This is a genomic window from Cryobacterium sp. TMT1-66-1, assembly GCF_004403435.1.
GTDB classification, from domain to species: Bacteria; Actinomycetota; Actinomycetes; order Actinomycetales; family Microbacteriaceae; genus Cryobacterium; species Cryobacterium flavum.
The window spans coordinates 459666-472677 of sequence record NZ_SOGP01000006.1 but is presented as its reverse complement, the minus strand read 5'-3'; the positions used below and the strand labels follow the sequence as shown (position 1 = coordinate 472677).

General features: G+C 65.4%; 7 protein-coding genes. 3 read left to right on the top strand and 4 right to left on the bottom strand.

All coding sequences use genetic code 11. The features are described from left to right. Positions 1-7 precede the first annotated feature (7 nt). Positions 8-1057 (bottom strand): AI-2E family transporter, encoded by a 1050-nt coding sequence (locus E3T29_RS04710; protein ID WP_092341169.1) that lies wholly within the window; start codon positions 1055-1057, stop codon positions 8-10. Between the two features lie 23 nt (positions 1058-1080). Then, complete coding sequence (locus E3T29_RS04705; protein WP_134344300.1) at positions 1081-2688, bottom strand: hypothetical protein; 1608 nt, start codon at positions 2686-2688, stop codon at positions 1081-1083. Positions 2689-2946: 258 nt separating this feature from the next. Between E3T29_RS04705 and E3T29_RS04700 the strand changes: the two genes are divergently transcribed. Next, entirely contained in the window at positions 2947-4788 is a 1842-nt protein-coding gene (locus E3T29_RS04700; protein WP_134344298.1) for a hypothetical protein, read from the top strand. Continuing rightward, positions 4785-5777, top strand: a complete 993-nt coding sequence (locus E3T29_RS04695) for a tetratricopeptide repeat protein (protein WP_134344296.1) — start codon at positions 4785-4787, stop codon at positions 5775-5777. Before E3T29_RS04700 ends, E3T29_RS04695 begins: the two co-directional genes overlap by 4 nt. A 77-nt stretch (positions 5778-5854) precedes the next feature. Here E3T29_RS04695 and glgB read toward each other — a convergent pair whose 3' ends face one another. Together glgB and E3T29_RS04685 are read right to left on the bottom strand one after the other, a co-directional pair. Continuing rightward, the gene (gene glgB / locus E3T29_RS04690) at positions 5855-8227 is read right to left on the bottom strand and encodes a 1,4-alpha-glucan branching protein GlgB (RefSeq protein ID WP_194088704.1); all 2373 of its coding nucleotides are present in this window, start codon (positions 8225-8227) and stop codon (positions 5855-5857) included. Then, positions 8224-10329: an alpha-1,4-glucan--maltose-1-phosphate maltosyltransferase gene (locus tag E3T29_RS04685; protein WP_370449111.1), complete on the bottom strand. Its 2106-nt coding sequence runs from the start codon at positions 10327-10329 to the stop codon at positions 8224-8226. Before E3T29_RS04685 ends, glgB begins: the two co-directional genes overlap by 4 nt. Before the next feature lie 115 nt (positions 10330-10444). On the opposite strand from E3T29_RS04685, the gene glgP reads away from it, so the two are divergent. After that, a complete protein-coding gene (gene glgP / locus E3T29_RS04680) occupies positions 10445-13012 on the top strand; it encodes an alpha-glucan family phosphorylase (protein WP_134344292.1) in 2568 nt (855 codons plus the stop codon).

Here is a 13012-nt window from a genome sequence, read left to right as displayed (position 1 = left end):
TCGGGCGTCAGAGCTCGTTCTGGCGGGGGATGACGACCTGTTTGACGATCATGATGACCGAAGCGGCCACCGGGATCGCGATCAGGGCACCGAGAATGCCGAGCAGGCTGCCGCCGGCCAGAGCCGCGATCACGACGACCGCGCCCGGCACAGAGACGGCCCGGTTCATGATGTTGGGGCTGAGTACGTATGCCTCGACCTGCATATAGATGAGGTAGTAGATCGCCGCGGCCAGCGCGGTCTGCGGAGAACTGCCGATCTCGGGAATCAGGCAGGTCAGCACGATGATGACCGAACCGGAGATCGTACCGACCAGCGGAATCAGCGACAGCAGGAAGGCGATGAACGCCAGCAGCGCCGGGAACGGCGCGCCGATGATCGACAGAAAGATGAAGCTCAGCACGCCATTGACCGAGGCCAACGCCGCCTGGCCGACGATGTAGCGGCCGACGGCCGTGGTGATCTGTTCGCTGATGTCGGTGAACCGTTCCCGCTTGGACGCGGGAACCAGCTGGTAGGTGGCGCGTTTCATGTTGTTCAGCGAGGCCGTGAAGTAGAGCGTGAGAATCAGGATGATGAGCCCGCCGAACAGGCCGTTCACGAAGGCCAACCCCGACTGCACGACCGTCGCCGTGATGTTGGTGAGGTTTCCGCCGAGAAAATTAGTGATCGTCTTGGTGATCTCGGTGATGTCGAGACCGGGGAACTGCTTCTGCAGATCGCTCAGGAAAGTTGAGCTGTTCACGGCCGTGACGAGCTCCGGAATAAGCTTGGACAGCTTGGAGACCTGGTCGACGATGATTGGCACGATCGCAAAGATCACGCCGGTGAGTACGCCGAGGACGCCCGCGACGACGATGAGAATGGCCGCCCAGCGCGGGAACTTCTTCTTCTCCAGCCAGGAGACCGCCGGGTCGAGGCCGAGCGCAATGAACAGCGCGGCCCCGACATAGATGATGATCGTCTGCAGGGTGATCACCGAGGTGATGATCAGCAGGCCCAGGCCTACGCCCAGGGTTCCGACGAGTCCGAATCGAAAGGCGTTCTGAATTTTCACGTGTCGTCTCCAGGAGTAGGGAATTACTCGGCTGCGACCCGTTCTGCCTGGGTCAAAACGCTGCGTAGGCTTTCAAAATAACCGGCAACGGCGTCGCGCTCAATCCTAATCTGGGACAACCGGTCTTCGGCGTCGGCAACGAGGGTACGTGAGCGTGTCGTGGCGTCGGTGACGAGCGCGGTTGCCGTGGTGTGGGCGTCGCTGAGAATGCGCGCGGCGCTCTCTTCGGCCAGTTCCTTGTTGGCCTTGGCCTCTTCGCGAGCGCCAGCATCGAGCTGGTCGTTGAGCGTGCGCAGTTCCGCGGTACGCTCGGTCGTCTCGGTGAGCTGTTTGGCGGCATCGAGCTGGAACTTCTGCGCCTGCGCCACGGCTTCCTGGTGCCGGGCGAGGTGCTCCTGCTCGGCCTCGTCACGGCGGGCCTTCAGCTCCACGTCGAAGTCGGCTCGCGCCTGGTCGATCTCCCGGGCCAGACGGCTAGCTTCGTGCTCGCCCTTCTTGCGCGTGGCGGTGAGCTGGTTCTCCAGATCGATGCGGGCCTGCTCGGCCTCGGCCTCGGCGTCGATGCGGGCCTGCTGGTTCTCGCGGGCCAGGTCGGCGGCGGCCTGCTCCACCTCGGCGGCGAGGGCCGCGCGGCCCTGTTCGATCTCGCGGGACAGACCGGCACGCTTGCGATCAAGTTCGCGGGCCAGATCGGTCTGAGCCTGCTCGCGTTCGACCTCGGTCACTGCGTGTGCCTGTTCGATCTCGCGGGCCAGGTCGATGCGCCCCTGTTCGATCTCGGCGGCGAGCAGGGTGCGCGCCTGGTCGGCGTCGTGGGCGCCAGCCAGTCGGGCGAGCTCGGACTCCCGAGCCAGATCGACCCTGGCCTGGTCGGTCTCGGCGGCCAGATCGACGCGGGCCTGCTCGGTTTCGCGCTGCAGGTCAGCCCGCTGCTGGTCGAGTTCCAGGGCTACTTCGGCGCGGGTGAGTTCGGTCTCGTTTGTCAGACCGGCCGCGATCTCGCGGGCTTCGGTGGCTTCACGCTGAGCGACCACGCGTACTTCTGCCGCTTCACGATCGGCTTCAGAGCGGATGGCCGCAACCTCACGCTTGACCGTGGCACGGGCTTCCGCAGCCTCGGTGGCGACAGCGCCCCGAATCAGGGAGGCATCGCGAACCGCATCCTGAACGATCTGGGCCTGGTCGTCCTGGGCACGGGCGCGCACATCATCCGCTTCGACCCTGACGTCATCGAGCACCCGACGCGCCTTGACGGCGGCATCGGACAGGGTGCGTTCGGCCTGCTCGAGGGCATTGTGACGGAGCAGCTGCACCTCGTCAGTGGTAGCGGCCCGAAGCTTTTCGGCGTCGATATCGGCCTGGGCAATGACGCGAGTGGACTGCTCTTCGGCGACGCGAAGGGTGTTCTCCAACTTGGTTCCAAGTCCGGAGAAGGTGGGGCTTCCAACCTCTTCGATCTCGGCGTTGAGATCGTCGATGCGCGCCGCCAGGCGTTTGACCTCGCGGCCGGCCTCGGCGTTCTGGGTGTTGGCTTGAATCAGTTCGCGACGCAGCGACTGGATAGCCTTGGCCACCTCGTCCTTGTCGTAGCCGCGAAATACCTGGGTGAAATCAGCTTCGTCGTCAGACACTTTTACTCCTTACAGATGGGCCCCGGCCCTCGATGGATCATGCATGACGGGGAACGCCCCCAATTTTAGTGTCTCGCCGCCGTCGCGAATACCCGATCATCGGCTGGCCGGGCCTCGGCTGCTATTAGGCACCTTTCAGGTGAACGCAGTAACGTAGAAAGTCCGTGTCTGAGGACTTTCAGTCACGTGAGTCAGCCAGAGTGACTGAACAGTACCAACCAGACTGTACCGACCAGCTCAAATGCTGAAGGGTGATACGTGCGTTTTGTTCTTGCCATTGCGGCCTTCGTTCTTGCTGCCGTGATGATCGTTCTCGGCATCGCACAGCGCACGATCCTGCTCGAGCCCGCTTTCACGTCCCTGAGCTCGACCGTCACCGGAACGGCGAAGTACACCGTGATCGACCCGAGCGCCCTCGCAGCCTCTTCGGGCAGCCAGACCATCAACGTGCGCGGAGACGGGCCCATCTTCGTGGCCTACGGGCGGTCGGAAGACGTCGCTGCCTGGATCGGTGACGACTCATTTGCCACCGTCGGCCTGAGCGAGAAAACCGGTGAGCTCACCTCCACCATCACTGCGGCGGTCACGCCCGACGATTCTGAGGGGGCCACGGGCGGTAGCGCAGGGACGGACGCCGCCACAACGGATGCCGCCGCCGCGATCATGAATCCGGCCGGTTCCGACCTCTGGCTCGACGAATACTCCGGCACGAACTCCGTGACCACCACGCTGACCTTGCCTGAAGGTATTTCGGTGATCGTCGCATCGGACGGAATCGAACCGGCACCCGCCAGCGTCCGTTTGTCCTGGGCGTCCGACAATTCCACGCCGTGGGCGGGCCCGCTGCTGGCCGGTGGTGCCTTGCTGCTGTTGGCCGGCCTGGTGTTGTACCTACTGGCCCTGCTGCATCTGCGTCGATCCCGTCGTCCGCGCCGCAATGTTCCGCGCGGTCCGCGTATGCCCAAGTTGCCGCGCGCGCCGCGTCCGAAGGCGATCAAGGCCAGTCAGATCACGTCACGGCGAGGAATCGCTCGCCGTGTCGCCATCCTTCCCATGATCGTGGTTTCCGGTCTGGCGTTGAGTGGCTGTTCGGCAGATCTGTGGCCCGATTTCAGCACGGCCAACACCGCCACAGCGACCCCAACGCCGACGCCCCAGTCCACCGATTCCGTCGAAGCTGCCGCCGAGCTGCCACCGCCCGCCGTGACCGTCTCCCAGCTTGAGACGATCATGAGCGAAATTTCGCTGCTCACTGCGGATGCCGATGCGAACCTGAATACCGAGACCCTCGCCACGCGATTCACCGGTCCGGCGCTGGAACAACGACTGGCCAACTACAAGATTCGCGCCGTGGATCCGGCCGTGGCGCCGCTCGTCGCTCTGGCGGGTGCTCCGCTCACCTTCACCTTGCCGCAGCAGACGAATTCCTGGCCGCGGGTGGTCATGACCGTCATCCAGGATGAAAACGACCCCAGCATTCCGACGATGGCGGTCATCCTCAAGCAGGAATCGCCGCGCACGAACTATCAAGTGGACTACCTGTTCGCGCTGGAACAGTCGGCGCACGTTCCCAAGGTGGCTCCGGCCATCGTCGGTGCTCCGGCCATCGCTCCCGACAACAAGTTGCTGTTGCTGCCGCCGAATGAATTGGCCGCCGCGTACGCCGACATCCTGGTGCAGGGCGAAGCCAGCCCCTCCTTCGGGCTGTTCGAGAGCGAGGGCGATAATTTCCGGGTGCAGGTCGCCGACCTGAATGCGGCCAAGATCGCCGCCCTGCCGTCGACCGCGTCGATCGAGTTCGCGGCTGCCGCGGGCAGCGATGAAGCCGTCGCCCTCGCGACCAACGACTCGGGCAGCATCGTGGCGGTCAGCATGACCGAGACCGAAACGGTCAAGCCGGTGGATGCCGGTGCCACCGTGGGTCCGGCGGCCGATGCCCTCGCCACGAAGGCGCTCTCCGGCATCACCACCACGGCCAAGGGCTTCTCGAACACCTATCGCGACCAGCTGTTGTTCTATGTGCCCACGGCCGGTTCGAGCGACAAAATCGTGCTTCTGGGCTTTGCCCAGGGCCTCATCACATCGGCGGAGCTTCCATGACGAATATGCCCCCTTCCGGATCGAACCTGCGCGGAGCGGTCGACCTCTCCTCGCTCGTGAACCGTGCCCCGACGGGCGCGCCCCCGGTGTCCACGAACGGGGCGCCCGTGACCGGTGCACCCGTGGGGGGAGCGCCGGCGCCGTCCGGCCCCGTCATGGTTCCTAGTCTCGTCATCGACGGCACGGACGCCAATTTCGGTGAGCTGCTCGAGCTCTCGTCCCGCGTTCCCGTGATCGTCGGGCTGTGGGCATCCCGCAGCGAGCCTTCGACCCAGCTCCTGGCGGTGCTCGAGAAGCTCATCACCGGCCTCGACGGCCGGTTCGTGCTGGCCCGCGTTGACATTGACGCGAATCCGCAACTCGCTCAGGCTTTCCAGGCCCAGACGGTGCCCACGGTCGCCGCCGTCATCACCGGTCAGCCGGTACAGCTCTTCAACGGCCCGCTCGGCGAGGAGCAGATCGCGGAGCTGCTCGTTCGGGTGCTCGAGCTCGCCGCCCAGCAGGGCGTGACCGGCACGGCCGAGGCCGCCGACGCGAACGCCGGCACCGAGCCGGCCGTTGCCGTCGATGAGCCGCTGCCACCGCACCACCTGGAGGCGTACACCGCCATCGAGGCCGGCGACTACGCCACCGCCCAGAGCGAATACCGCACTGCACTGGCGCAGAACCCGAACGACACGATGGCCGTTGCCGGGCTGGCCCAGGTTAGCCTGCTGGCGCGGCTGCAGGGCAAGACCATCGACCAGATTCGCAATGGGGCGGCCTCCGCTCCCGACGATCTCGACGCTCAACTTCTGGTCGCCGACCTCGATCTGTCCGGCGGCCACATCGAGGACGCTTTCGATCGGTTGCTCGGCCTCTTTCCGGCCCAGCCAGCCCCCGGGCGCAACGCCATCCGCGAGCGCATCCTCGAGCTGTTCGAGGTCGTCGGCCAGGACGATCCCCGCGTCCCCCCGACACGCTCGCGCCTCACCGCCCTCCTCTACTAACTTTCCATTTCGCGAGAGCGCAAAAAGTGCCCATTTGACTAGGTCAAATGGGCACTTTTTGCGCTCTCGCGGGATAGTTAGCGGCGGAGGCGCAACCAGAGACCGGCCAGAGGCGGCAGGGTCACGGTCGCCGAGGCCGGACGACCGGCCCAGGGGTCGTTATACGCCTCCACACTGCCCTGATTTCCCACACCGGAGCCGCCGAAGTCGCCGGCATCCGTGTTGAGGATTTCCTCCCACTGCCCGGCGAACGGAAGGCCGACCCGGTAGTCGGTGTGCGGCTGGCCGGCGAAGTTGAAGAAGCAGGCGACCGGAACGCCGTGGTTGTCCCAGCGCAGAAACGACACGACGTTCTGGCTGGCAGCGCCGCCGTCGAGCAGTTCGAAGCCGCCCGGGTCGTTGTCCCGGCTCCACAGGCTCGCGTTGTCGCGGTAGACCCGGTTGAGCTGGCCGACGAGATTGAACAGGCCGCGGTGTGCCGGCTGGTCGAGCATCCACCAGTCCAATCCGCGCTCTTCGCTCCACTCCGAACGCTGACCGAACTCGCTGCCCATGAACAATAGCTGCTTGCCGGGGTGCGCCCACATGAACGCGAGGTAGGCGCGCACATTGGCGAGTTGCTGCCAGGAATCACCGGGCATCTTGGAGACCAGGGCGCCCTTGCCGTGCACGACCTCGTCGTGGCTGATCGGCAGCAGGAAGTTCTCGCTAAAGGCGTAGATGAACGAGAACGTGATGTCGTTGTGATGGTAGGAGCGGTACATCGGGTCGACCTGCATATACTCGAGCGAGTCGTGCATCCAGCCCATGTTCCACTTGAACCCGAAACCGAGGCCGCCACCGCTGGTCGGCGCCGTCACTCCGCCCCAGTTGGTGGATTCCTCGGCGATCATGATCGTGCCCGGATTGCGCTTGTACGCCGTCGCGGTGATCTCCTGCAGCAGGCTGATCGCCTCAAGGTTCTCGTTGCCGCCGTACTGGTTCGGCTCCCACTGGCCGTCTTCGCGCGAATAGTCGAGGTAGAGCATGGAGGCGACGGCGTCGACGCGCAAGGCGTCGATGTGGAATTCTTCGAGCCAGTACAGCGCGTTGGCGACGAGGAAGTTGCGCACCTGCATCTGCCCGAAGTCAAAAATGTAGGTGCCCCAGTCCAGCTGCTCACCGCGACGCGGGTCGGGGTGCTCGTACAGGGCCTGGCCGTCGAACCGGGCCAGGGCGAAGTCGTCCTTGGGAAAGTGACCGGGCACCCAGTCCATGATCACGCCGATGCCGGCCTGGTGCAGCCGGTCGATCAGGTAGCGCAGGTCGTCGGGGGAGCCGAACCGGCTGGTCGGTGCGTAATAGCCGCTGACCTGGTAGCCCCAGGAACCGCCAAACGGATGCTCCGCCAGGGGCATGAATTCCACGTGCGTGAAGCTCAGTTCCTGCAGGTAACCGACGAGCTCATCGGCCAGGTCTCGGTAGCCGAGGCCGGGGCGCCAAGAGCCGACGTGCATCTCGTAGACACTCATGGCCTGGTTGTGCGGATCGTTGGCCTTGCGATTGAAGAGCCAGGCGTCATCCGCCCACTCGTAGTGGGACTCTGTGACGACCGACGCGGTCTGCGGTGGTACCTCGGCGAGACGGGCCATCGGATCGGCCTTTTCCACCCAGGCGCCGGACTGCGCAAGCAGCTGAAACTTGTAGTTGGTGCCGAGTTCGAGGCCCGGAATGAACAGCTCCCAGACGCCGGTGCTTCCCATGTTGCGCATGGCGTGGGTCACGCCGCTCCACCCGTTGAAGTCGCCGATCACCCGTGCGGCGCGGGCGTGCGGCGCCCACACCGCGAACGACGTGCCGGTCGATGACGCCGTGATGCCCTGGTGCTGACGGTGGTGGGCGCCCAAAACGTCCCAGAGGCGCTCGTGGCGGCCTTCACCGATGAGGTGCAGGTCCAGCTCGCCGAGGGTCGGGATGAATCGGTACGGGTCATCGCAGATCCAGGTGGGGGCGTCCTCGTAGCGGGCCTCGATCGTGTAGTCGCTGAGTCCGAGGGTGCTTTCGCCCTGCCAGATGCCGTGCGCGAGGTGCGCCAGCTCCACGTGGGAGCCGTTGGCGAGAATGGCGAAGACCTCGGTTGCAAGCGGGCGTAGGGCGCGAATGATCACGAGCGGGTCGGAGACGCCAGTCTGGTGGGCGAGGTGCTGGCCGAGAATTTCGTGGGGGTTGTAGTAGCTACCGGCGGCGACGGCCTCCAAGATGTGATCGTCGATCGCAGCCGGCTCGGGCGGGGCGACGTGCTTTTTCACAGACGGTGTCTTCGGGGACTGAGCCTTCTTAGCGTCGATTTTCTTTCCCTGACCCTTCTTGTCCGTGGACTTGTTCTTCTTCTTCTTCTTCTTCTTCTTCTTCTTCTTCTTCTTCTTCTTCTTCTTCTTCTTCTTCTTGTGTTTCTTCTTGCTGTCGCTCATGCGCGGCCCTGGCCAGGATCGTGGGGAGTGACGTGCAGAATGTGCACCGGTTCGGTGAAAGCATCGAGCCGCACGAAGTTATCGGCCGACCAGGTCCAGGTGGCACCCGAGACGAGGTCGTGCACGTCGAAGGTGTCGCCGCGCGCAATGCCGAACCGAGTCACGTCGAGGTGCACCACGGTCTGGCGCACCGAGTGCGGGTCGACGTTGGCGACGATGAGGAGGGCATCCGCTTGGCCGGTGCCGGTGAACGCCGCGTCGAGGTACTTGCTGTAGACGAGGATCGAATCGTCGTCGCTCGAGTGGATGTCGAGGTTGCGCAGCTGGCCGAGCGCCGGATGCTCGGAGCGGATGCGGTTCAGCAGCGTGAGGTACGGCGCAAGGGACTTACCGAGCTCCTCGGCCTTGCTCCAGTCACGCGGCCGGTACTCGTACTTCTCGTTGTCGATGCTCTCTTCGGCGCCCGGCCGTGCGACGTTCTCGAACAGATCGAAACCGGCGTAGACCCCCCAGCTCGGCGCCGCCGTCGCGGCCAGTGCCGCTCGAATCTTGAAGGCGGCCGGCCCGCCGAATTGCAGGTATTCGGTGAGAATATCGGGGGTGTTCACGAACAGGTTCGGGCGCAGAAAGTCGGGGGTGTCGGTGGCGAGGCCGTCGAAGAACTCCTCGAGCTCGATCTTCGTGTTGCGCCAGGTGAAGTAGGTGTACGACTGCTGGAAGCCGACCTTGCCGAGCGCCTGCATGAGGGCCGGGCGAGTGAACGCTTCGGCCAGAAACACCACGTCGGGGTCGGCCTGGTTGACTTCGGCGAGCAGCCATTCCCAGAAGTCGAGCGGCTTGGTGTGCGGGTTGTCCACCCGAAAGATACGCACGCCCAGGCTGATCCAGTAGCGCAGCAGGCGCAGCGCCTCGGCGCGGATGCCGTCCGGATCATTGTCGAAATTGATCGGGTAGATATCCTGATATTTTTTCGGCGGGTTTTCGGCGTAGGCGATGCTGCCGTCGGGCAGCGTCGTGAACCACTCCGGGTGCTCCGTGACCCAGGGATGGTCGGGGGAAGCCTGCAGCGCAAAGTCGAGGGCGACCTCGATGCCGAGGGAGGCGGCCTTCTGCAGAAAGAACGTGAAGTCGGCCACCGTGCCGAGGTCTGGGTGGATGGCGTCGTGGCCGCCGTCTTTCGAGCCGATCGCCCAGGGCGAGCCCGGATCGCCGGGGGCGACCTCGAGCGAATTATTCGGTCCCTTGCGAAAGGCCTGCCCGATCGGGTGAATCGGCGGAAGGTAGAGCACGTCGAAGCCCATGGCGGCCACGGCGGGCAGTCGCTTGGCTGCGGTGCGGAACGTTCCGCTTTTCCAGCTGCCGTCGGCGCGCCGCACGGCGCCCTCCGAGCGTGGAAAGAATTCGTACCAGGAGCCGACCCCGGCTCTGGCCCGTTCGACGATAATCGTGCGCTCGGCCGAGAGTGAGGCCAGTCCGGCGAGGGGGTGGGCACTGATGGCCTGCAGGAGGGCGGCATCTGCCACGGCGAGAAAACGCTCGGTGGCCGGCTTACCGGTGTCGGCGAGGGTCTTCGCGGCCGCTTGAAACAGACGGCGGGCGGCGAGCGGGCGGGCTTTGTCGACGCCGGCCTGGGTGAGGAGTTCGCCGCCGATGGTGAACATGAGTTCTACGTCAATGCCGGCCGGTATCTTGATCGCGGCATTGTGTTCCCAGGTGGCGAAGTCGTCGGCGTAGGCGCGCACCCGATAGGTCCAGTGGCCGGCAGCGCCGAGTTGGGCCTCGGTGCCGTAGCGGTCGGTGCCGTCGGCCTGCAACGCCATCGGATGCCGCGTGGTGCTGCCGTCGGGCGCCGTCAGCTGCAGATCGACGCCGATGAGGTCGTGTCCCTCACGAAAAGCGGTCGCGCCAAACGGCACCACTTCGCCCACGAAGGCGCGGGCCGGCCAGAGGTTGTCCTTCAGCTGGGGAGACAGGTCGAGAACGGGGATTCGACCAACGGATGCGGCGGCGCGGCTTCCCGCAGCCGCGCCCGCAGACACGCTCGCGGGGGCGCTGCTCGATGCTGTCGGCAGGATCGTTTCTTTTGCTGCTGTCTTGGCCACACCACGACCGTAGCGTGAAAGCGTGGCAATGGCTTCCGCGTTCTGCCCTCCTGGCGTGCGCGCGGTGAATTTGGCTGTTACGTGTTGGACACGTGGCACCCCTAAGGTTGACCTCGTGAAGGCCATCCGCAAATTTACCGTCCGTGCCGTTCTCCCCGAGCCGCTCGCTGCCCTGGAGGAGCTCGCCGGCAATCTCCGCTGGTCGTGGCATGAGCCCACGCGGCAACTATTCGAGCACATTGCCCCCGAGCTCTGGCGCGAGATCGGCACCGACCCGGTCGCGCTGCTCGGTGCCGTCGACCCGCGTCGCCTCGACGATCTCGCGCAGGATCACGACTACGTCGCCGAGGTCAACGCCACCCGCGACGGGCTGCGCGACTATCTCGAGCAGCCACGCTGGTACCAGGGGCTCGAGGGCGAGAAGCCGGCTGCCATCGCCTACTTCTCACCGGAGTTCGGCATCGCCGCTGCCCTGCCGCAGTATTCGGGGGGCCTCGGCATTCTCGCCGGTGACCACCTGAAGAGCGCTTCGGACCTTGGCCTGCCTTTGGTTGGCGTCGGCCTGTTCTATCGTGCCGGCTACTTCAGCCAGGCCATCTCTCCTGACGGCTGGCAGATGGAAAGCTATCCGCTGCTCGACCCCGACGGGCTTCCGCTCGCCGTGCTGCGCCGGGCCGACGGCTCTGCCGTACAGGTGTCGCTCGCGCTGCCCGACGACCGCACCCTGCATGCCCGGATCTGGCAGGCCAAGGTGGGCCGAGTGCGTTTGCTGTTGCTCGACGCCGACATTCCGGAGAACGCCGACGACCTGCGCCTGGTCACCGACCGCCTGTATGGCGGCGGCGGCGAACACCGCCTGCTGCAGGAACTGCTGCTGGGCATCGGCGGTGCTCGCGCGGTGAAACTGTGGAGCTCGCTGCACGGACTGCCGGAGCCCGAAGTGTTCCACACCAACGAGGGTCACGCCGGTTTCCTCGGCCTCGAGCGCATCTCCAGCCTGATCGGCGAGGGCCTCAGCTTTCAGGAAGCTCTGCAGGTGGCCCGCGCCGGCACCGTTTTCACCACCCACACTCCGGTCGCCGCCGGCATCGACCGCTTCGAGCGGTCGCTCGTGCGACGCTACTTCGGCACCGACCTGCTGCCCGGCGTCGATGTGGAAGATCTGCTCGCGCTCGGCGCTGAGAGCTACGCCGGCGGTTCCAACGACGTGTTCAACATGGCCATCATGGGCCTGCGGCTCGGCCAGCACGCCAACGGTGTCTCGACCCTGCACGGCGAGGTCAGCCGACGCATGTTCAACGGCCTGTGGCCTGGCTTTGATTCAGCGGATGTTCCGATCACGTCGATCACGAATGGCGTGCACGCGCAGAGCTGGACCGACCCGGCGCTGAAGAGCCTCGCCCACACTAAGCTCGGCACGAGCGACACCACGACGGCCAACTGGGCCTCGGCAGATGTCTCCAACCAGGACCTGTGGTCGGTGCGCGGTCAGATGCGCCTGCAATTCGTGGAGGATGCCCGCCGCCGACTGCTGAACGCCTGGCGCGACCAGAACCCAGGCGGCATCCCCCCGACCTGGATCAATCGTGTCTTCGACCCGAATGTGCTGACCATCGGGTTCGCCCGCCGTGTTCCCACCTACAAGCGGCTCACCCTGATGTTGCACGACCCTGAACGTTTGCGCGCCCTGCTGCTGCACCCGGAGCATCCGATTCAGATCGTCATCGCCGGCAAGTCACACCCCGCCGACGAAGAGGGCAAACGCCTGATCCAGAAGATCGTGCAGTTCGCGGCCGACCCGGCCCTGCGCACGCGCATCGCTTTTCTGCCCGACTACAACATCGCCATGGCCCAGCTGATGTACCCGGGAACGGATGTTTGGCTCAACAATCCGCTCCGTCCGCTCGAGGCCTGCGGAACGAGCGGCATGAAGGCTGCCCTCAACGGTGCCCTCAATCTGTCGATCCTCGACGGCTGGTGGCCCGAATACTATGACGGCAAGAACGGCTGGGCGATTCCGTCGGCCGATTCGGCCGGCGACTCCGCTGAACGCGACCGGCTCGAAGCCGAAGCGCTCTACGACCTGATCGAGCATCAGGTCGCCCCGACGTTCTACGAACGGAACGCCGATGACGTGCCCGAACGGTGGGTCTCGAATATTCGGCACACCCTCGCCACCCTCTCGCCGGCACTGTCCGCCGACCGTATGGTCAGCGAGTACGTGCAGCGGCTGTATCGCCCGGCCGGACACTACGAAGGGCTGATGTCGGCCAACAACTACCGCGCGGCCCGCGAACTGGCCGCGTGGAAGGGCCGGATCGTGTCGGCCTGGCCGCAGGTCGCGGTAACCCACGTGGAATCGGGCGGTGTCTCGTCGGTGCCCGAAGTGGGCGACGACCTGCACCTGCGCGCACACGTGCAGCTCGGCGGACTGGCGGCAGAGGACGTGACCGTCGAGGTCGTCTACGGCAAGAGCCTGGGCACCGACGAGCTGCGCGACGTGGCCATTCAGGCGCTCGAACCGGCACCGCTGAAAGAAGCATCGACCGGCGGCGCCACCCTGTTCACCGGAACGGTCGAACTCGACCGGGCCGGAGCCTTCGGGTATACCGTGCGTGTCGTTCCCCGCAATGACCTGCTGATCAGCCCGGCCGAAATGGGTCTGGTCGCCGTCGCGAACTAG